15 protein-coding genes and 1 pseudogene are annotated in these 21,596 nt (G+C 56.0%); 13 read left to right on the top strand and 3 right to left on the bottom strand.

Annotation, left to right across the window (positions count from 1 at the left end):
* Positions 1–111: 111 nt before the first annotated feature.
* The 5 genes from B0D71_RS06270 to B0D71_RS06250 all read left to right on the top strand — a co-directional run bounded on the left by B0D71_RS06270 (position 112) and on the right by B0D71_RS06250 (position 6,212).
* Positions 112–1,248, top strand: a complete 1,137-nt coding sequence (locus tag B0D71_RS06270; RefSeq protein WP_103393971.1) for an HlyD family secretion protein — start codon at positions 112–114, stop codon at positions 1,246–1,248.
* Positions 1,248–2,744, top strand: coding sequence for a DHA2 family efflux MFS transporter permease subunit (locus B0D71_RS06265; protein ID WP_103393970.1), 1,497 nt, complete (start codon positions 1,248–1,250; stop codon positions 2,742–2,744). Before B0D71_RS06270 ends, B0D71_RS06265 begins: the two co-directional genes overlap by 1 nt.
* 19 nt (positions 2,745–2,763) lie before the next feature.
* Positions 2,764–4,242 carry an efflux transporter outer membrane subunit gene (locus B0D71_RS06260; RefSeq protein WP_103393969.1) on the top strand — a complete coding sequence of 493 codons (1,479 nt, stop codon included), beginning with the start codon at positions 2,764–2,766 and terminating at the stop codon, positions 4,240–4,242.
* 23 nt (positions 4,243–4,265) lie between these two features.
* Complete coding sequence (locus B0D71_RS06255; RefSeq protein WP_103393968.1) at positions 4,266–5,216, top strand: aldo/keto reductase; 951 nt, start codon at positions 4,266–4,268, stop codon at positions 5,214–5,216.
* 63 nt (positions 5,217–5,279) lie between these two features.
* Complete coding sequence (locus B0D71_RS06250) at positions 5,280–6,212, top strand: LysR family transcriptional regulator (RefSeq protein ID WP_103393967.1); 933 nt, start codon at positions 5,280–5,282, stop codon at positions 6,210–6,212.
* A 56-nt stretch (positions 6,213–6,268) separates the two neighbouring features.
* On the opposite strand, the gene B0D71_RS06245 is transcribed toward B0D71_RS06250, so the two are convergent.
* Together B0D71_RS06245 and B0D71_RS06240 are read right to left on the bottom strand one after the other, a co-directional pair.
* Positions 6,269–6,541: a DUF2790 domain-containing protein gene (locus tag B0D71_RS06245; RefSeq protein WP_103393966.1), complete on the bottom strand. Its 273-nt coding sequence runs from the start codon at positions 6,539–6,541 to the stop codon at positions 6,269–6,271.
* Between the two features lie 748 nt (positions 6,542–7,289).
* Positions 7,290–10,592 (bottom strand): metallophosphoesterase family protein, encoded by a 3,303-nt coding sequence (locus tag B0D71_RS06240; protein WP_103393965.1) that lies wholly within the window; start codon positions 10,590–10,592, stop codon positions 7,290–7,292.
* Positions 10,593–11,133: 541 nt separating this feature from the next.
* Here B0D71_RS06240 and B0D71_RS06230 point away from each other — a divergent pair.
* Positions 11,134–12,604 (top strand): annotated as a pseudogene (locus tag B0D71_RS06230) (TrkH family potassium uptake protein).
* Between the two features lie 248 nt (positions 12,605–12,852).
* Here the strand turns inward: B0D71_RS06230 and B0D71_RS06225 are convergent.
* Positions 12,853–13,293, bottom strand: a complete 441-nt coding sequence (locus B0D71_RS06225) for an Lrp/AsnC family transcriptional regulator (RefSeq protein WP_007975212.1) — start codon at positions 13,291–13,293, stop codon at positions 12,853–12,855.
* 139 nt (positions 13,294–13,432) lie between these two features.
* Between B0D71_RS06225 and B0D71_RS06220 the strand changes: the two genes are divergently transcribed.
* The 7 genes from B0D71_RS06220 (at position 13,433) to B0D71_RS06190 (ending at position 21,571) form a co-directional block, all read left to right on the top strand.
* Positions 13,433–16,480, top strand: a complete 3,048-nt coding sequence (locus B0D71_RS06220; protein WP_103393964.1) for an aminotransferase class III-fold pyridoxal phosphate-dependent enzyme — start codon at positions 13,433–13,435, stop codon at positions 16,478–16,480.
* 171 nt (positions 16,481–16,651) lie between these two features.
* Positions 16,652–17,440, top strand: coding sequence for an ABC transporter substrate-binding protein (locus B0D71_RS06215; RefSeq protein ID WP_103393963.1), 789 nt, complete (start codon positions 16,652–16,654; stop codon positions 17,438–17,440).
* Positions 17,441–17,503: 63 nt separating this feature from the next.
* Entirely contained in the window at positions 17,504–18,151 is a 648-nt protein-coding gene (locus B0D71_RS06210; protein WP_103394036.1) for an amino acid ABC transporter permease, read from the top strand.
* A gap of 10 nt (positions 18,152–18,161) precedes the next feature.
* A complete protein-coding gene (locus B0D71_RS06205) occupies positions 18,162–18,821 on the top strand; it encodes an amino acid ABC transporter permease (protein WP_103393962.1) in 660 nt (219 codons plus the stop codon).
* Positions 18,818–19,585, top strand: a complete 768-nt coding sequence (locus tag B0D71_RS06200; RefSeq protein ID WP_103393961.1) for an amino acid ABC transporter ATP-binding protein — start codon at positions 18,818–18,820, stop codon at positions 19,583–19,585. Before B0D71_RS06205 ends, B0D71_RS06200 begins: the two co-directional genes overlap by 4 nt.
* A 97-nt stretch (positions 19,586–19,682) precedes the next feature.
* Entirely contained in the window at positions 19,683–20,903 is a 1,221-nt protein-coding gene (locus tag B0D71_RS06195) for a helix-turn-helix domain-containing protein (RefSeq protein WP_103393960.1), read from the top strand.
* A 35-nt stretch (positions 20,904–20,938) separates the two neighbouring features.
* Positions 20,939–21,571 carry a Vgb family protein gene (locus B0D71_RS06190; RefSeq protein WP_103393959.1) on the top strand — a complete coding sequence of 211 codons (633 nt, stop codon included), beginning with the start codon at positions 20,939–20,941 and terminating at the stop codon, positions 21,569–21,571.
* The last annotated feature ends 25 nt before the right edge of the window (positions 21,572–21,596 follow it).

The raw sequence follows: 21,596 nt of genomic DNA, 5'->3' as shown, positions 1-21,596 counted from the left end.
ATCCTCCCGAACGCGCACGGGCTTGCTTCCTTACTGCATCCATTCACATCCGGGCCGCTGGCGTTTGTTGCCGATGCCGGCCCGATTACCCGGCTAAAGGTGAACTCGATCATGACCAAATCGTTCGATATCCCGGCTTCGCAGACCTTCGAGCACCCTGGCCCCAACCCGGCTGACTCGCCTATCCGCAAACCACTCAAACAGCGGTTGCGCCCATGGTTGATGGTCGGTGTGCCCATCCTCTTCGCGGCGCTGGGTTATGCCCACCACGTGTCGGGGCAGGCGTATGTTTCGACCGATAACGCCTACGCCCGGGTGGCGAAGGCCTCGATCAACGCGCGGATTTCCGGGCAAGTGGTGGAAATCGCCGTCGAGGACAACCAGCAGGTCCACAAGGGCCAGGTGCTGTTCCGGATCGACCCGCAACCCTTCCAGATCGCCGTCGAACGTGCCCAGGCGCAGCTCAGCGTGGCGCGGCTGCGTATCGACGGGCTCAAGGCCAGCTATCGCCAGCAGCAGGCTGAACTGCAATCGGCAAAAGAGTCGGCCGACTTCGACCAGAAGGACTTTGCCCGCAAGAAGGCCCTGGTAGCCTCCGAGTTCGTCTCGAAATCGATTTACGAGCGGGCCGACACCGACGTGAAAGTGGCGCGGCAACGGATCGCGTCCATCGAGCAACAGATCGCCAGCACCGTGGTGGCCTTGAACGGCAATCCGAACATCGACGCCGACAGTCACCCGACGGTGCGCGAGGCCAGGGCGCAGCTCGACGAGGCGCAGTTATACCTCTCGTACACCACGGTGTATGCGCCGCAGGATGGCATCGTGGCCAAGGTCGATGATCTGCAGGTGGGCAACCATGTGAACAGTGGAGCGCCGGCTTTTGCCCTGTTGTCCGGTCACGAGATCTGGATCGAGGCCAACTTCCGCGAGACCGACGTGGCCCACATGCGCCCGGGTCAGGAAGCCACCATCCGCATCGATACCTACCCGGATCGCGTGTTCAAGGCCCACGTCACCAGCATGAGCCCGGGGGCCGGGTCGGATTTCGCCCTGCTGCCGCCGGAAAATGCGACCGGCAACTGGGTCAAGGTCACGCAGCGGGTGCCGGTACGGCTTGAGCTCGACGAAGAGGACCCGGCGCTGCCGCTGTTCTCCGGGACCAGCGCCACGGTCAGGATCGACACCAAGTTTCAAAGCCCATGGTGGCACCCACTCAAGGCATTGTTGACCGCAGGTAACTCCTGATGAACGCCCAATCGTTGGTAAGTCCCGGTGGGGAGGGTGCGCGCTCGCTCAGGTTCGCCGCCTTGCTGGCGACCTATATGCAGTCGGCCAACCTGCCGTTGCCGAACTCGGCACTGAGGTTGATTCAGGGCAGCCTGTCGATGACCGACGATCAGGCGGGGTGGATTTTCACCGCCTACCTGGCCGCCAGTGCGATCAGCATGCCAATCGCGCAGTGGCTGGCCGCACGCTTCGGCCTGAAGCGGGTGTATCAGGCGGCGCTGGCGTTGTTCGTCCTGGGCTTGTTGCTTGGCACGGCAGCGACGACATCGCTGGAGTTCGTCGGCGCGCGCATCGTTCAAGGCCTTGCCAGTGGAGTCCTGGCGCCGCTGTCGATGGCGATTGCCCTGGAAACCTTGCCGCTGGACAAGCGTGCAACGTTTGGCGCGAAGTGGACGGCGATTGTGCTGTTCGGCATCGTCAGCGGCCCGAGTATCGGTGGCTGGATCGCCGAGCATTTTGGCTGGCGGCCGATGTTCTACCTCAGCGTGCCACTGTCGGCGTTTATCTTCCTGGTGGTGGCGCTGTTGTTGACCGAAAAGAAAGCCGGGAAACCTCCGGCGTTCGATTTCTTCGGTTTCGGCACCTTCACCCTCGGCCTGATCAGCCTGCAAATGCTGCTCGATCGTGGTGAGCGGCTGGACTGGTTCGCCTCACTGGAGATCTGGCTCGAAGCCATGGCGTCGGCGTTGGGGTTCTACCTGTTCGTGGTGCATGTGCTGACCTCGAACGTGCATTTCCTCAACAAACGCCTGCTCAAAGACCGCAACTTCGTGTTGTCGACGGTGATCTTTTTCGCCCTCGGTTTCGTGCTGTTGTCGACCATGGCCCTGACGTCGCCGATGCTGGACGAGATTCTCGGCTACCCGCCTGACACCACCGGCGCCTTGACGATTCCCCGGGGCATGGGCCTGGTCGGCGCCTTTCTGTTGATGGGGCGGCTGCCTGAGCGCTTCGACCGGCGCTTTTTCGTGGCGGCCGGTATCGCCATCGTGGTTTACGCCAACTGGCTGATGCTCGGTTATTCGCCGCTGATGGACGAGTGGCCGGTGGCCGTCGCCGGTGCGATCCAGGGCGTGGGCCTGGGCATCCTGATGCCGGCGGTGAGCAAAGTCGCGTTCAGTACGCTTGACCCGACGTTGCGCCCTGAAGGCACCGGCCTGTTCAACCTGGCCCGGGTCTACGGCAGCACGCTGGGCGTGGCGATCGTGCAGTTGTTCTTCTTCAACAACACCCAGGCGATGCACATGGCGCTGGTCAGCAACCTGACGCCGTACCGCGCCGCTGCGCATTCACTGACCTCGGCGCCGTTGCAGGCGCTGGAAGGCCTCAACGAAATGATCACCGGCCAGGCTGCGTTCATCGCCGTGATCGACCAGTTCAAGATTTTGCTGGTGGTGATGCTGGTGGTGAGCCCGCTGGTGCTGTTTCTTCGCAAGCCCGTTGCGGCCAATTAGTTTTCGTGGAGTTTGCCAAATGAAATCTTGTGCGCTGGTCCTCAACAGACATCTGCTGCAAACGAAGATCGCGGCGCTGTCGCTGCTGGTATTGCTGACGGCCTGCACCGTAGGCCCCGACTATCAAGCACCGGCGGCGAGTGCGTCGCAGCACTATGACCCACAGGCCGAGCAGCGCCTGGCCCAGGGTGCTGAGCCACGTATCGACCTGGGCAAAAAGGTCCGTGGCGACTGGTGGGCTGCCTTTGGCTCGCAGAAACTTGACCACGTGGTGCGTCGCGCCATCGACGGCAACCTCGATCTGCTGGCCGCCGATGCGACGATCCGCCAGGCCGCTTCTTCTGTGGCGGCGGCGCAGGGTGCGCTGTATCCGCAGGTCGATTTCGCGGCCGTGGCCGGTCGGCAACGGCTGCACAACGCCAAGGAGCCCGCCATTGCCAATTTCTATGCGATTGGACCGCGTGTGGGGTTCGACCTTGATGTGTTCGGCGGCAACAAGCGCCTGGTTGAACAGCAGCAAGCGTTTGCCGACCTGCAAAAGCATCGCTACGAAGCGGCGTACCTGACCCTGACCGGCAACGTCGCCAGCCAGGCGTTGCTGCTGGCCTCCGCCAACGCGCAGATACAGGCCGTGGAAAAGCTGCTGGCCAATGACGCAAGGAACCTTGAACTGGTGCGCATGGCCCACCTCAATGGCATTACAACGCAGATCGATGTGTCGCTGGCCGAGACACGACTGGCCCAGGACCGCACGCTGTTGCCGCCCCTGGCTCAGCAGCGCGATGCCGCACGCCATGCGCTGTCGATCCTGACGGGGAAGGGGCCGGCGGACTGGATCGCTCCGGACTTCGCTTTGAGCGAGTTTGTCCTGCCGTCGAACATGCCGGTGAGCCTGCCTTCGGAAATGGCCCACGACCGCCCGGATGTGCTGCAAGCCGAGGCGCAACTGCACATGGCCAGCGCGGCGGTGGGCGTGGCGACGGCGAATCTCTATCCCCACGTCACGTTGTCAGCGTCCCTGGCCCAGGCGGCTTCGGGCAATGGCGGCGCGGCGCTCTGGGGGTTCGCTGCGGGCTTGGCCGGGCCGATCTTCGATGGCGGCACGCTCAAGGCCGAACAACAGGCTGCCGTCGACGGCTACAAGGCGACGCTCGCCGGTTACCAACAGACGGTGATTACCTCGTTCGGCCAGGTCGCCGACACCTTGCAGGCGATCAACCATGACGCCGAGGAACACCTGGCCCAGACCGACGCATTGCGCGCGGCCGAAACCAGTTTGCAGTTGAACCAGCAGGCCTTCGCGCAAGGCGAGAACAGCATTCTCCAAGTCCTGGAAGCGGAGCGTGCCTATCAGCAGGCGCTGTTGGGACAGATCCGCGTGAAAACCGCGCAGTACCTAGACACCGTGCAGTTGTTCATCGCCCTGGGCGGCAACTCGGTCGGCGCCTTCGAGCAACGCGTTGCCTCGGGCGACGGGCAGAAACCTTCGTATCAATAATGGCTGCGGCCTGGAGTACTGACATGACCTATGAAGCCTTTCACGACGGGCTGCGCGATACCCGATTCCCGCTCAACCATGGGACGGCCGAGATGCCGGCGGCTGGGTTCGGTACGTTGTTTCGCGATCTCGCCACGACGACTGAAGCGGTGAAGGAAGCATTGGCTGCCGGTTTCCGCCACTTCGATTGCGCCGAGCGCTATCGCAACGAAGAACAGGTGGGTGTTGCGCTGATGGACGTGCTGGCAGCCGGCAAAGTCCGCCGCGAGGACCTGTTCATCACCACTAAACTATGGAACACCAACCACCGTCCCGAGCGCGTCGAGCCCGCGTTCGAAGCCAGTTGCCGACGCCTGCAAGTGGACTACATCGACTGCTACCTGATCCACACGCCGTTTGCCTTTCAACCCGGTGACAACCAGGACCCGAGGGACGAGCAGGGCAACGTCATCTACGACGATGGCGTGACATTGATCGAAACGTGGCGGGCGCTCGAACGGCTGGTGGATGAGGGGCGGGCGAGGTCCATCGGGGTGTCCGATATCACGCTTGAGGCGCTGAAGGCACTTGTCGCTGTCGCCCGGATAAAACCTGCCGTGGTGCAGGTCGAGGCCCACCCTTATCTGCCGGAGTGGGAGCTGCTGGAATTCTGCAAGGAACACGGGATTATCCTGCTGGCGTTTGCGCCTCTGGGGCACGGCATGGAGCCAAATGTGCTGCAAGACCCGGTGCTCACCGGCATCGCCCGGCGCTTGCAGAAAACCCCGGCCCAGGTGGCGCTGGCCTGGTCGGTGCAACGCGGGGTGGCGTTCCTGACCACCTCGGCAACGCCGAGCCATATCCGGGAAAACATCGATATCTCGACCTTGCCACTCAGGGCCATGGTTGAGATTCAGCAAGACATCACAACCCGTATACGCTTCAACTCGGTGGTTGAAACCGGTGTACCCGGATTCATTCCACGCAAAAAGTAATGCCGGACGCCAGGGCGGCCCATCACGGGACCGTCCTGTCTGCTGATCCCTTGAGGTGAAACGATGGATGTATTCCAGACCATGCGCTGCTTCGCGGCGGTCGCCCAAACCGGCAGCTTCACGGCAGCGGCCGCGTTGTTGGACACCACCACGACCAACGTTTCAAAAGCCGTTTCCAGCCTGGAAGCCAGACTGCAAACGCGGTTGATCAACCGGACCACCCGGCGCCTGGCGCTGACCGAAGCCGGTGTGCGTTATTTGCAGCGCTGCGAGCGGATACTGGAGGACATGCGCGAGGCTGAAGCGGAGGCGGGCACGGCTCAGGTCATGCCGGCCGGCCGCCTGAAAATCCACGCCATGTCGGCCATTGGCAACCATTACGTGATTGGTGCCATTGCCCGCTACAGAGAAATCCATCCTTCGGTTCTGTTTGACCTGAGCGTGACCAATCGGCTGCCGGACTTGCTGGAGGAGGGCTATGACATGTCGATTGTGCTGGCGCGAGACCTGCCCGATTCCGGGTTTGTCGCCCAGCGGCTGGGTATCACCTACAGCATTCTCTGCGCCTCGCCGGCTTACCTGAAAAAACGCGGAACGCCCGAATCGCCAGGTGATCTCGAAGGCCATGATTGCCTGCGCATCGTCAACACGGTCATGCCAGCCGAGAACTGGGTGTTTGAAGGCCCGCAAGGGATAGAAACGTTCAGCACGCCGGTGTCGCCCTTCCACGTCAACACGGCCGACGCCATGACCTTCGCGATCAAGAACGGGATGGGGATTGGCATCCAACCGATTGCTTCGGCCGTCGAGGGCCTGCGGGCGGGGACTCTGGTGCGGGTATTGCCGGAGTATCGGCTGGAGGAACTGAACCTGTTTGCGATCTATCCGTCACGCAAGTTCGTCGATGCAAAAATAAAAACCTGGGTGGAGTTTCTGAAACATTCCATTCCCGGGTTGCTGGCGGCTGATGAAAAAATTGTCGGTGCATCTGTGTAGCGATGTGGCTGGCGCAGTACGCATGGAGTGTCGACCCTCCATCGTCCGTACTGTGCTCACCCGTTCGAGCAACCGGTGCCCATCACTTGATACTCGATGGTGCGGCGTTGACCCTGGGAGTCTTCATAGGTCATGCGCGCCGGGACTGGTCCGCATTCGTTGGCGATTTCCGAGACGTCGATGACGCGTTTGATATCCAGCCTGGTGCCGTATGTGTAGGTTTCAACCGGTGCCTGGCTGCTTGCGGCAGTCGAGTGGCTGTCGTCTGCAAAGGCCTGGGTGCCGGCGGTGCCAAGCGCAAGCAAGAGTGCGATTTTCAGCAGTTTCATGATCTTTACCTCGTGGTTGGAGCGTTATTCCTGGAACGATTTTTCCCGCGTGAGTGGGTTGCGCCTGTTTGGCTTTACTCACTTGGGTAAGGCCAATGTTAGGCGTTTGGCGGGGGTGTAAAAATCGGTCGGAGAGATAAACACTGTTGCCGGGTTGATCATGAATCGAGGGGGATTTGGTGGGGAGTCGGTCTTGAGTTTTCTCCCTCCAGGTAGGTGATTTCACGGACGTGCCCACCCATTTGCATTCGACTTGACCGGTCATTTGCATCGGACTTGACCAGTATGCTTTATGGCTATGTCCGGCAGAGAGCGACCCCAAGCAGCCAGTCAAATGCGCCTAGTGACTATGGGTGATTCAGTATTGGAGTTTTAGCATCACTCGCAAGCAGCGCAACATGGTGGTAGAGACTTCCCCACAGATTTACCAGTGGCGATCCCGCTCCTCGGTATAAGTTAAATCAACAACACCACTTACAAAAGCTTAAAACATATTTGCATTTGAGATTACTATTGTTGGCAAGAAATAACCTAGCAAAAAAACTCATACTGCTTGGTTTCCAAGAGCAATCCAAAAACATTTTTTACTGCCGGCAGCTATACAGCAGTTAGTTGCTGCGCGCATTAGCTAGACTAGCTCAAAAAGCGAATTTGGAAAGTCTACATGATTTTCTCAAATTATAGCGTGTTTCGGTGTGTGAAGGCCGTCAGCCAACGGCCCCACTCACTAATCTGTCAAAAGATAAAATTAAGGGACTTGTTTATCTGAACTTATAGATGCCCCAAGGCGAGCGTAAAAGTAAGATGTCGCCAAATCGAAACGAGCAAATGAAACAGGTGGACTTTTACCGATAATCGTATTTAATCGAACTAGAGTTTTTTTCTCCAAGGCCTCTTTTCCACGCAATCTCCAAAGTAACGAGCTGTAACGGAAAAGCTGCATCAAATTCTCATGTTCACAACGCTCAGTGAATATTTTCCAAAGGATTTCATGGCAGTGGTTAAAAAGAGCATCAAATCGCTCGTTATACAAGTAATGATACAGGCGAATTAAAATGTGCTCCTCTGCAGCTGTCAGTTTAAAGTCTGTATTGGGTTTCAAAGTAACCTTGCCTAAAGCGATCATCGCACGCATTACATCATAACTATCCCCTCCCTCCTTTGCTTCTCTAACCACAGTGCGTAATTGAGTTATTTTCTCCGCGTCATCTACGGTGGCGTATGCTCTATTTAAGGCTATAGTTACAGCTACGGCTTTGGCTCCTTGCCGTCTTGCTTTATCCTCTAACTTAGAAAGCGCAGCAGTTCGCTCGGACTCACTGCCTTCAGAAGACAACTCCAGAATAATTTGCTGCGCGCTGAATGCAGAGTAACTGCCCTTATCTAGCGCTATAACTTTTTTGGAGTAATCTACGGCGTCATCGACCTCTTTTAATGATTCAGAGCAAAGAGCAAGATTCATGTAGACACTAAGCAATGTTCTTTTGTCATTAATATGAGGTAACGCAGATATGAGAATATCCTTGGCGGCAGCGGTTTTTTGATCACCATCTAGCATTCTTAGAGCTTTGGCGTATAAAAAATCTAAATAGTACTTGTCGGGCTCTGATATCTCACTCCCTAGTAAAGGAATAATATACTCAAAAAACTCACAGCCGCTACGGTAATAATCACCAGCCAATAGTGCGGCCCCGTGATGCTTGATCAGAGATACTGCGACAGTAAGTTTTCTGGAGTTGCCGAGCGCGCCAACTACTACCTTTTGAATTATCGACCGAGCATTATCTAACTCGGCTGGGATACGACCAGGACAGTTAAATTTAAGGCTGTGCGGGGGTTTGAACTCTCCTATTGACCAAGATGCTCCAAAGTATGACGCAGCCGCGTAGTCATAAAGTGATTTACGCTCCCGTTCTGTTAGCTTTGACTGTACCCACTCCCGGACAGGGCGAGTTGCAACCAGACGTTTGGGCTTATTTGCATGCGATCCTTCGAGCTGATTTATCTCGACACCCTGTATAAGACCTCGCTGCTCCAATATTTGTGCGTGGTCAAAAAAAACTGGTTTGGTTCGATCAAAATTCTTAATCTTCCCAAGCTCCTCACCTTGCGGGAATACACATAGAATCTTCAACAACAAATATGCTCTTTGCATGCCTGGTTCTTTTGACTCAGATAGCTCAAGCATCGCCCTATTCAGCGCCCCATCTGGCAGCGGCGCTTCCGAGGACAGAGAAGTAACTTCATTTAAAGAGGCAATGCGCAAGTTGCGAAGATCAGTTTCAATAAGATTAGGCAAGCCATCGGTATGCTGGTAAATCTTAAGATAATCTTCGCTTGTTAGCCCTTTATTTCCCAAGCGATGATGTTCAATAAAGCTACGAGTGTCAGCCTGATCCAAAGCTACAATCTCTAGTACATTTTCACTATCTACTGGAGGGGATTGCCTACTAAGCAGAATGATATTTAGACTAGGGCAATACGACAACATTACATCAACTAAACCATTCAGATCCTTATGTAGCTTCGCTGAATCATCAACATTGCTCGAAAAAGGAATATCTTCGAGTATTAAGTATGGATTTGATAGTTCAGAAAGGCTTTCGCATAGGGACTCGAAGCTGAACCCATACTGTGCCTTTATCCCTTCGAAAAACTTGTTTCGATCAGTGTATTCGCTTAAATCAAGCGAATAATTATGCGAATGCTCGTGCGATATTTTTTTTTGTATTGCCCACAGGAACCCTTGCTCTCCCATGCCCCATTCTGCGGCTAACCAAAGAAGTCTGTTTTTTTCAAGAGTCGAGCATGCTGCTCTTAGCTGTACAGCTCGAACGAAGAGTGCCTCTTGCGCCTCGCCTAACACCTTAGTAAGAACGCCAAGATTCACAGAAATTCCCGCGTCCTTAACTTGGAATTGATCTGTAATTTCATCTGACAGTTTCTCTACTATCCATGAGCTTTTAGATTTAACTTTGCCTCCAGCCTTAGCAGCCAACTCAAAAGTGTGAACAATCTTGTTGTTATTGTCTATAGGTAGGGAGTAATCCGCGCCGATTTTTCGCTCCCCTGCAACATCTCTAGATGCTCGCGGCAACAATGTAAGCGTAGCCGGAGCGTCGACTGCAGTATCTATGATGTTTAAGGAGTACCCGTGCTTCCTGTCTTCATTATTACTCCCAAAGTGCTCGAGACCAAACAGCGACGCGCTTTGTATAGAACGTTTTAATTGCATTCCTAAGTGGCTTTGTTGATATGCACCAGCGGCATGCATGTGGCCGTATAAATGAGCACCAAACCGACCACTTACATCAATCTCTTGATTGAAAATTTTTAGACTTTCTGGATGCAACCAATCTAAAGGGTGGTGAGTCACTAGCAGGTTAAGATTTTGCCCTTTCGCCCAGCCTGTTGCATCACCACCTGTGACCGCACTAAGTTGATAAGGATCAATGTGAAGCCTGCCCTTATGATCCTCTCCATCTAGCTGGAGCCATGTTGAATTTAAACCAACAAGGCCGACCTTCAGATCACCGGAAGAATATATGGATGTTACATCACCTGGTATTACTCCTGACGCTTCCTCTAGGAGAGGAATACCAGCGTCTTTTAACTGTGCTTTCCATTTTTCAAAATTTTCAAAATATTGAGAAAGCGTTGACCTGAAACTAGAACCATCTTTCGACCAAAATGCGTTTCTGAGCTTAGGAGTTTCCCACCAATTGTCCAATGCGAGCTTGACAGGATCTAGAGCGTTGGGCCTGACAAGATCGTGGTTTCCTGGAACACAAAAAAGATATGGTCGGAAACCAGCGTCACCGAATACTTCCCACATCTCTTGGAGGTTTTTTGTAAGCAACGCAAACTCCTCAGGATCTCCTTTTTGTGTAAGGTCTCCTGAAAAAATTACGACATCCCATTTTCCATGTTCAGATTGTAGATATCTGAAGTCATCGTAGACCTGATGTTTCACGTTTTGCCACATCCATTTATGACTTTTCATTCCAATATGCAAATCACTGAGATGAAGCCAAGAGAAACGTGAGGTCATGCTTACAAATCCTTTTCGGTTAGGCGGTGCTGGCGCAATAATATCACGCACTTATCTATGTGTCGTATTCGTCATCTGAATGACCTACGACGGTGGGTCGCCAGTGCATATTGATTACCAGAGTCTTTGGTTTGAATGAAGCACCCCGATAAGAACAACCGTGTCTGATACAGAGTCGCTGTGGCGTGTATGACCGCTTCTGGCCGATTCTGTTGAAAAAGTCGGCCATGGTTTCTACGGCAGAAAAATACGCGTTTGAGATTGAAATCTAGATTTTGAGCAGAGGATTCCGGGCTCAGATTTCGCGTAGCGGCGCGCAAAAAAGGCGTTTTCAGCGGTCAGTATGCGGGCAGTCTGGAAGGACCGACTTTTTCAACAGAATCGGCCGAACTCTGCCTGCCACGAAGGGCAGAAACGACCCTATATAGCCCCTTGACGCACGCAGCCTGCGGGGTTGCTCGTAGAAATTTTACGTAAAATTTACGGGGACTTCAGGCTGGGTATCCAATACTGCGCGGTGCTAATTTGGAACGCTATTGTCATGTCCCTCGCAGCAATTCGGCTTATCGGCTTTATCCTGGGCATTTTTTTGATAACGCTGGCCATAAGCATGGCTATTCCCATGATCACACTGGTGGCCTATGAGCGTAGCGACGATCTGTCGGCCTTTCTCTGGTCGAGTTTGATTACCTTCATCTGTGGGTTGCTGTTGATTGTGCGGGGGCGTCCGGATACTGGCCAGCTTCGCCCGAGGGATATGTACCTGCTGACTACTGGCAGTTGGGTCGTGGTGTGCACCTTCGCAGCGTTGCCGATGGTGTTCATCAGCGATATCAGCTACACCGACGCGTTCTTTGAAACGATGTCGGGTATCACAACGACGGGCTCGACTGTTCTCACCGGACTGGATACCGCATCTCCCGGCTTGTTGGTATGGCGCTCCATGCTGCATTGGTTGGGCGGCATCGGCTTTATCGGCATGGCTGTGGCGATCCTTCCGCTGTTGCGAGTAGGTGGCATGCGTCTGTTCCAGACAGAGTCCTCAGATTGGTCGGAGAAAGTGACTCCACGCTCCCATGTGGCAGCCAAGTACATTCTTTTGCTCTATCTGGGGCTTACTGGCATTGGAGCTCTGGCGCTCTGGTTCGCTGGAATGACGCCATTTGAAGCGGTCAACCACGCAATGTCGTTGATCTCTACCGGGGGGTTCTCTACGTCGGACGCCTCACTTGGGCATTGGACGCAACCAGCGATTCACTGGGTGGCAGTGGCCATCATGATTCTGGGCAGCCTGCCGTTCACCTTGTACGTCGCGACATTGAGGGGCAATCGGCGTGCGCTGATAAAGGATCACCAGGTGCGCGGGTTTATTGGGTTCTTGCTCGTCACATCGCTGGCTGTGGGTACCTGGCTGTGTTTTCAAAGCGATTACGGATGGTGGGATGCGTTTCGTATCGTGGCAGTCAATGTGACCTCGGTTGTCACGACCACCGGAATTGCGGTTGGCGATTACACGTTATGGGGCAGCTTCGCTGTCTTGCTGTCTTGCTGTCTTGCTGTTTTTCTATTTGACCTTCGTGGGTGGATGTTCTGGCTCAACTGCCGGCGGTCTCAAAATCTTCCGTTTTCAGGTGGCTGCCGCTCTACTGGTCAGTAGTTTGAAGCAGTTGATCCATCCTCGAGCCGTGATTCAGAAGAAGTACAACGGCCATCCCATTGATGAGGAGATCGTGCGCTCGCTTTTGACCTTCTCGTTTTTCTTCACCATCACCATTGCCGCCATCGCCTTGGGCTTGGCACTTATTGGCCTTGATTGGATAACCGCGTTGAGCGGTGCCGCTACGGCGGTGTGTAACGTCGGGCCGGGGCTTGGCACGATCATCGGGCCGGCCGGTAATTTCTCATCATTACCAGATGCCGCCAAATGGCTGCTCACCGTTGGAATGCTTCTAGGAAGGTTGGAAATCCTGACGGTATTGGTACTCGTAACTCCAGTTTTCTGGAGATATTGACCCAGCTAGTCGAGGGCAGAGACTACAAGAGCGTACTTCTATAGAGAGATTAGTAGTTGTTTGGGTTGCCGCTGTTGGCTGATGACTGGCCTTGTCGAGAGGTAGCTTCTGGCCGTTCTCTCCCGGTCACGGCCAAGAAGCAACCGGCTCAAACCCGATGCAATGGGTGGTCAGAACGAATCCAAATGCCTGCTCAGTTCGAATGCAAACGCCTGATCAAGTGCAGTGCAATTTCGCCCCCCAGCAAATCAGGAACTCTGCCGATCAATATCGCGCCGCAGAACAACAGCGGTGGTGATGTCTTCAACGTAATCGTGACTGGCGACGGCATCCCTGACCCGGTTCAGGTCATCGATGGTTCGCGATTCGATTTCGATGACCAGGTCGAGCTGGCCACTGACCGAGGACACGCGACGGACCTGCGAGTTTTGCGCAAGTAGATCCAGCAGGCCCATTGCAGGCGTGCGCTTGAGGCAGACCAGCAGGATTGCGCGAATCACGTTGGCGTCGATTTCACCGATATCCGCCCGGTAGCCCCTGATCACGCCATTGCGTTCAAGGTTGATGACCCGTTCGCTGGTAGCGCTTCTTGAGAGCCCGATTCTCGCTGCCAGGGCCTTCAGGGCAATCCGGGCTTCCTTGGAAAGAATTTCGAGTATTTCGCGATCTTTCGTGTCCAGGTCGCGCATCAGAACTCCCTAATTTTGCTGCCGAAATTGTGCCGGTCGATTCCGGCAATATGCAGGCGCAAGCCGACCGTATACCTACTGCCGTCCTGGGCGTTGCGTGCCAAGCTATCTGAAAAAAATGGCTTGGAAAACAACTACCATGACAAATCTTTCCCATCCCGCTCCCCAGTTCTCGACCGGGGATGCCGAAAAACTCAGTGAGCAGCTTTTCAACGTTGTCGGTACGGCCACGCCGCTGGATGGCGAGCGCGACCGCAACTACCGGCTGAATACCGGAACCGATGCGGGATGGATTCTCAAGGTCGTCAACTCGACCGAACCGCGCGTTGAGAGCGAGTTTCAGACGGCCATTCTCAGCCATCTCGCCACTCACAATCCCGAGCTTACCGTGCCTTCTCTGAAGAAAAGCCTGGCGGGTGAATATCTGGCCTCGGCCGTAGCGCACACCGGCGAAACCCATGCGGTCCGCCTGGTGAGCTGGTTGCAGGGAACACCGCTTGCCGAGGTCGAGCGTACGTTCGAATTGATGCGCAGCCTTGGCCAATCGTTCGGTGAGATCGACCGTGCACTTCAGGGCTTCATCCATCCGGGCGCGGTGCGTGATCTCGACTGGGATTTGCGTCACGCCGCACGTTCGCGATCACGCCTGCACTTCGTCACAGATCCTGGCAGAAGGGCCATCCTGGAGCGCTTCATTGAGAACTTCGAACAAAGCGTCCAACCGAAGCTTCCGCGTCTGCGTGCGCAAGTCATTCACAATGACGGCAATGACTGGAACATCCTCGTCGATTCCCGCAATCATCAGAACGTCTCGGGCGTCATCGATTTTGGCGATGCGGTCCATACGATCCTGATTGCCGAAGTCGCCATTACCTGCGCCTATTCCATTCTCGACATGGAAGACCCGATCGGCGCTGCCGCCGCCCTCACGGCCGGTTTCCATGAGAAGTACCCTCTGCAACTGGAGGAGCTTGACGTCCTCTTCAATCTCATTGCGATGCGCCTGGTCACCAGCGTTACCTTGTCGGCCTCGCGATGCGACCGTACGCAAGACAATCCCTACCTTGGCATCAGCGAAGCGCCGGCCTGGCGCCTTCTGGAGCGGATGGATCGCATGAACCCCCGACTGGCGACGGCGATCCTGCGCAAAGCCTGTGGTTTTGATGCGATCGAAGGCGCGGGTGCGGTGCGCCGCTGGGTGGCTGAAAACAGCAAGTCCTTCGCCGATATCGTGCGTCCATCGGCTGCGACCATGAACAAGGCCATTGCCCCGTTCGGCGACGCTTCGCATGTGATGACCATCGCTTCAGCCGAGCAGCGTCCGGCGCAGGCGACGAAGTGGTGGAGTGATTTTTCTGCCGAGCACAAGGTACCGCTCGGCATCGGGCCATGGGGCGAGGAAAGGACCATCTACACCGACACGGCGTTTGAGTCGCGATTCATCGAAGGGCAGCGTCGGATCATTCACGTCGGTGTCGACTTGATCATGCCCGCAGGGACGCCGCTCTATACGCCTGTTGCCGGTGTGGTGCAGAGCGTCGAGGTCGAGCATGAGCCGCTGGGTTATGGCGGTTTGATCATGCTCAAGCACTCGCCTGAAGGTTGCCCGCCATTCCTGACGCTGTGGGGGCACATGGCGCATGAAGCCCTGGCGCGGCTCAAGCCCGGTGACCGCCTGGAAGCTGGCGCGCTGGTGGGATACATGGGGGCGGATACGGAAAATGGCGGGTGGATCCCCCATGTGCATTTTCAGATGTCCACCGACACCGGGTTGAAAGCGGGCGAGTTCATCGGTGTGGGTGAGCGGGCTTATCTTGAGGTATGGGCGGACCTGTTCCCCGATGCATCGACCCTCGCGGGGATTCCTGCGGAAACCTACAGCCAGGACGGACGCACCAAGGCCGAGCTTGTGGCCAAGCGCAAGGAGCTGTTACTGCCAAACCTGTCGATTTCCTATTCGGACCCGATCAAGTTCGTTCGCGGTGACGGGGTCTGGTTGATCGATAACTTTGGCAGGGCGTATCTGGACTGTTTCAATAACGTGTGCCATCTCGGCCACTCTCATCCGGATGTGGTGCAAGCACTTTCGCGGCAGGCTGCACGCCTGAACACCAACACGCGTTACCTGCACGACAATATCGTCGAGTATGCAGAGCGGCTCACCGCCACTTTGCCTGAAGGTCTGGCGGTGGCTTCCTTCGGTTGTTCGGGCAGTGAAGCAAACAGCCTCATGCTGCGTATGGCGCGCAATCACACCGGGCGTAACGATGCGATCGTGCTGGATTGGGCTTACCACGGCACGACACAGGAACTGATTGACCTCAGCCCTTACAAATACAAGCGTAAAGCCGGTAAAGGGCGCGCAGACCATGTGTTCGAGGCGGCCGTCCCGGATGCCTACCGTGGCATGGATCAGTGGGCGTTCGAGGAACTTGGCAAGCGTTACGCCGAGAGCGTGGCGGATCAGATCGAGCTCATGCGCAAGCAGGGCAGAGCTCCGGCGTTCTTCCTGGCGGAGTCCATTCCAAGTGTCGCCGGGCAACTGTTCTTCCCGGAAAACTACTTGAAAGAAGTCTATGCGATGGTCCGTGCTGAGGGCGGCCTTTGCCTGGCTGACGAAGTCCAGGTCGGCTTTGGTCGTGTCGGCAGCCACTGGTGGGCTTTTGAAACCCAGGGTGTCGTTCCCGATGCCGTGTCCATGGGCAAACCCATTGGCAATGGCCATCCCATGTCGGCAGTGGTGACCACGCGGGAAATTGCCGACAGCTTCAACAATGGCATGGAGTACTTCAATACCTTCGCCGGCAGTCCGGTTTCATGTGCTGTAGGGCTCTCGGTACTCGATGTGATCGAGCGCGATAACCTGAAACTCAACGCACTGACCATTGGCAACTATTTGCTCGACGGCTTTCGCAAGTTGCAGCAGCGCTACGAGGCAATTGGCGATGTGCGCGGGCAGGGTCTGTTTCTCGGGATAGAACTTGTCACGGATCGCAAAACGAAAGTTCCAGCCACGGAGTTGGCCAGGAAAGTAGCCGATGCTGCCAGGGAGCGAGGCATTTTGATCGGTACTGAAGGGCCACACGACAATGTCCTGAAAATGCGCCCGTCGATGATATTCAGTCAGGCAAATGCTGATTTTCTGCTCGAGGTCCTGGACGAAAGTTTCAAGGCCGCACTCCGCTAACCAGCTTGGACGATGTGACTGCCCGACATAGTGTCGGCCAACTCCGGCAATGTGTCAGGCAGGCTGACACCTTGCCGGGTGCTTTCCAGAAGTGCCTATGCAAGACTTTTCATGAAGGCCGGCTGAATAACTCCAAGAAAATAAAAAACAATTCTTCCAAGGTGCCATCCAATGCTAACCAAAAAGCTCAAGGGTTTGATTGTCGCTTCTACCGTGGCGGCAGCGGCGCTACTTTCCACTTCGGCTGTTCACGCTGATGATTTGAAGTCGATTCAGGATTCCCAGGAAATCCGCATCGCGATGAGCGGTCAATACTCTCCCTTCAGCTTTGCCAACGAGCAGAATCAGATTGTTGGATTCGACGCGTCCATCAGCGAGGCATTGGCTGAGCGGATGGGGGTAAAAGTGAAGATCATTACCACGCCATTCGACGGGATAATTGCAGGTCTTCTCGCGAAAAAATATGACGCCATTATCGCTTCCATGACCATTACCCCGGAACGGCAGAAGGCAGTGGATTTTGTGGGGCCCTATTACCATGCCGGCCGCACGATCGTAGTGAAGGAAGATTCTTCGATCAAAAGCCTCGATGATCTTAAAGAGGTGATTGTCGGCGTGACCCTCGGCGACGCCCACGATAAATGGGCCAGGGCCCGCGGCAACCTGAAGGTCAGAACCTACAAGGGGCTTCCGGAAATGCTGGTCGATCTGGAGGCCGGTCGTATCGACGCGATTGTGATGGACAGTGTTCCGGTGTTGGTCGCCGTCAAGGAAACCGGGCAGAAAGTGCGCATCATTACTCCGCCGGATAGCGATGGTGCTCTTGAGGGAATGGGTATTGCGTTGCGCAAAAATAACCCTGAACTCAAGGCGACGATGCAGAAGGCTCTTGAAGACATGCTCGCCGACGGCACCTACGAAAAGATCTCGATGAAGTGGATTGGCAACGATATCCGCTGATTCGTATTTAGCATGGCTCGACTTATCGTCGAGCCAGCCAATCAGACTTTTCCGAGCGTGCTCATGGATCTGACTCTCATACAACGCACATTCCCGTTTTTCCTGGAGGCGGCCTGGATTACGGTGCAGATCTCTGTACTTGCTCTTCTGCTTGGTTTTCTGGTCGCAATCGTGCTGGTGGCTGCCCGGTTGTCCACTGTTCTTGCCTTTCGATGCCTTGCAAGACTCTACATCAGCGTTTTTCGCGGCACTCCCTGCCTGGTTCAACTGTTCATCATTTACTTTGGTGGACCGCAGATCGGACTTGAGCTGGAGCCGTTTGCGGCAGGCGTCATCGGCTTGGGCCTGAACATCGCCGCCTACATGGCCGAGTCCATTCGTGGCGCTATCATCAACGTTGACCTTGGCCAGGAAGAAGCGGCACGTTCAATTGGTTTCGGGCGAGGCCAAACCTTGTGGTTCATCACGCTGCCACAAGCTGCAAAACTGATGATAAGACCGCTGGGAGTGAATGCTGTCGCTCTTATCAAAGGTTCTGCATTGGTGTCGACGATCTCTGTTGTTGAACTTTCATATACAGCGCAACGCTTTATCAGTTCAACGTACAAACCTTTTGAGATTTTCATGGTGTCTGCACTGCTTTACATCGTGATGGTCTACTCGGTCAGATTTATTGTCGACTATCTCGATAATCGCTTCGCGGCAAGGTGAGAGCATTCATATGCAAAGCCTGGATCTTAGTATAGTTACACCTTATTCCGAGCTGCTTGCGACCGGTCTTTGGTGGACGGTCGTGATGTTTGTAAGTTCCAGCGTATTGAGTTTGATGGCCGGGATAGCTTTTGCACTCATCGTTCTTTATGCGCCCAAGGTGTTGGCGCTGCCCGTGCGTTTTATGACCTGGTTACTGATGGGCACTCCACTGCTTCTGCAGTTGTACGTGATTTATTATGGTCTTGTGCAAGTGGGCATCGATATTCCTGCACTGGTGGCTGGCATCATAGGCCTGAGTTTGCACTTTGCCGTCTACAACGCCGACGTCATTCGTGCCGGCGTGGTGTCGGTAGACCCGGGGCAAATCGAAGGTGCCCGTTCCATTGGCCTCAGCCGTGGACAGACCCAGCGTTACATCATCGTGCCGCAGGCGCTGCGCAGGACTATTGCGCCACTGGGAAACAACCTGATTGTCCTGTTGAAGGACACCTCCCTGGTTTCCATCATCGGTATTGCCGAGTTGGTGTACAGCGCGCAACTTGCCGTGAGCGAGACCTATAGCCCGTTTGAGTTTTATCTGACTGTTGCGGTTATTTACTATGCAGCCAATCTTGTTCTGGAAGGCGGCCTGCATCTCCTCGAAAACAAGGTAGAGATGTCACGATGATCAGCAAGGCATTCATGGTTGAGGTGAAGGGCGCTCGCAAGGCTTACGGAGCACTTGAAGTACTCAAGGGCATCGATCTTTCCATCTCTCGCGGACAAATCATCGCCATCATCGGCCCGAGCGGTTCTGGCAAAAGCACGCTCCTGCGCTCAATCAATCATCTGGAAGTGCTCGACGATGGCGAGATCTGGCTAGAGGGCGAACAAGTCAACCGGCCATTGAAAGGTCGTGCGTTTGAGCAGCATATAAACGCTGTGCGTCAGCAGATGGGCATGGTGTTCCAACACTTCAATCTATTTCCGCATTTGACCGTGTGTGAAAACATTGCGCTTGGCCCGATAAAACTCAAGGGCGTTACGAAAAAAGCCTCTCGTGAGTTGGCAATGGAATACTTGTCGAAAGTTGGATTGGCCAACAAAATCGATGAGTATCCTTCTCGCTTGTCGGGCGGGCAGAAGCAACGCGTTGCCATAGCACGAGCACTGGCGATGCAGCCAAAAGTCATGCTGTTCGATGAGGCTACATCGGCACTGGACCCTGAGCTTGTCGAAGAGGTCAACCTGGTCATGAAGCAACTCGCTGCGGAGCATATGACAATGTTGATCGTCACTCATGAAATGCGCTTTGCAGGCGAAGTTGCAGACCGGATTGTCTTCATGGACGGCGGGGTTGTAGTCGAGGAGGGGGCACCGCAAGAGATCCTGCAAAACCCCGTCCATGAACGAACCCGGTCATTCTTGAAAAAGCATTTGCACGATAGATAAGGTGCGATTTAACCGCTCTACGGTCCTGGTGAATGGTCGTGAATTAGACTAAACCCGGGTATCGAATGGCGGGAGTGACAAGCGTGGCGGGATTTCGATGGACTCGATAATCACGGCAGCCGCCCAGGCGCTGGCAGCGGGTAATCCGCTGGGCGCACTGGACCGTGTGGCCTTGCGCGACGACGCACCGGCGCTGGCCCTGCGCGGTATCGCCATGGCGCAACTGGGCGATCTGGTGCGGGCCCGGGCGCTGGTCAAGCGCGCGCAACGGGCCTTTGCACCCAGGGAAGTGCTGGCCCGGGCGCGCTGTGTGGTGGCCGAGGCCGAAATCGCCCTGGCTTCGCGGGAACTCGGCTGGCCGGTCAAGGCGCTCGAAACGGCGCGGGTCACCCTTGAGCAGCACGGAGACCGGGTCAATGCCGCCCATGCGCGGTATCTGCAAATCCGCCGTTTGCTGCTGATCGGCCAGCTCGACGAGGCGCAGCAACTGCTGGCCGAACTCGACCCCGGCCCATTGCCGCCGGCCTTGCGCGCAATTCATGAACTGGTGCTGGCGGGGATCGCCATTCGGCGCCTGCAATCGCACGCGGCACGGGATGCGTTGACCAGGGCCCGACAGGCGGCCGGTCAAACGGGAATTGCCGCGCTGATGGCCGAGGTCGAACACGCTGCGCATTTGCTCGATACCCCTGCGGCACGCCTGATTGCCCGAGGGGAAGTACGGCCGCTGTTGCTCGATGAAGTTGAAGCGTTGCTCAGCTCAACGTCGCTGGTGGTGGATGCCTGCCGCTACGCCGTACGTGGCTGTGGCATGTCGGTGTCGCTCGCGACGCGGCCGATCCTGTTCATGCTTGCCCGCGCATTGGCCGAAGCGTGGCCCGCCGATGTCGCACGGGAAACGCTGATCGCCCGGGCGTTCCGCTTGAAGCTCGCGGATGAATCCCATCGCGCCCGGCTTCGCGTGGAAATCGGCAGGCTGCGTCAAGCACTCAAGCCCTTGGCCGGCATCACCGCGACGGCTCGCGGTTATGCGCTGCAATCGCCGGTGTGTACGGATGTGGTGACACTGGCGCAACCGGTCGAGGAAAGATTTGCCGCGGTATTTGCTTGCCTCGCCGATGGCGAGTCGTGGTCGAGCTCCGCCCTGGCCTTGGCGCTGGGCACCAGCCAGCGCACGGTGCAACGGGCGCTCGATACACTGGCGGAACAGGGCAAGGTGCAGTGGTTTGGCCGTGGTCGCGCGCGGCGCTGGATGACACCGCCGGTGCCGGGATTCGCGACGACCTTGTTACTCCCGGCGCCGCTGCCCGGTGGCTAGGATGAACGCCACCAACCCCCATGAGGAATGCCGGAATGAAACACGCAAGCGCTGAAATCATTCGTGAATATGGCCCGTTTGCCGATGTCGACCATGTGTGCGGCGTCACCTGGGACGGCGAAAAGGTCTGGTTCGCCTGCAACAACAAAATCAACGCCCTGGACCCGCAAAGCGGCAAGGTGCTGAGCTCCATCGATGTCGCCGCCCATGCCGGCACGGCGTTCGATGGCGAGCACCTGTTCCAGATCGCCGAAGACCGCATCCACAAAATTGACCCCCGCAGCGGCCGCATCCTCTCGACGATTCCTGCCCCCGGCGCAGGCACCGATTCGGGCCTGACCTGGGCCGAAGGGACGTTGTGGGTGGGCCAGTACCGCGAACGCAAGATCCACCAGATCGACCCCGAGACCGGCAAGATCCTGCGCACCATCGAATCCAACCGTTTCGTCACCGGTGTGACCTGGGTGCAAGGTTCGCTGTGGCATGGCACCTGGGAGGGCGACGAGAGTGAACTGCGGCGCATCGACTCGCAAACCGGTGAAGTACTGGAGAGCCTCAAGATGCCGGAAGGCGTTGGCGTGTCGGGACTGGAGTCCGATGGCGGCGAGCGGTTGTTCTGCGGTGGCGGCGATAGCGGCAAGGTAAGGGTAGTGCGCCGGCCTTCGTGATGCGTTGCAGCAAGGTCACCCGGTA

It is taken from the genome of Pseudomonas laurylsulfativorans (assembly GCF_002906155.1).
GTDB lineage: Bacteria > Pseudomonadota > Gammaproteobacteria > Pseudomonadales > Pseudomonadaceae > Aquipseudomonas > Aquipseudomonas laurylsulfativorans.
The sequence above is the reverse complement of the archived record's forward strand: the minus strand, read 5'-3'. Positions and strand labels throughout refer to the sequence as shown.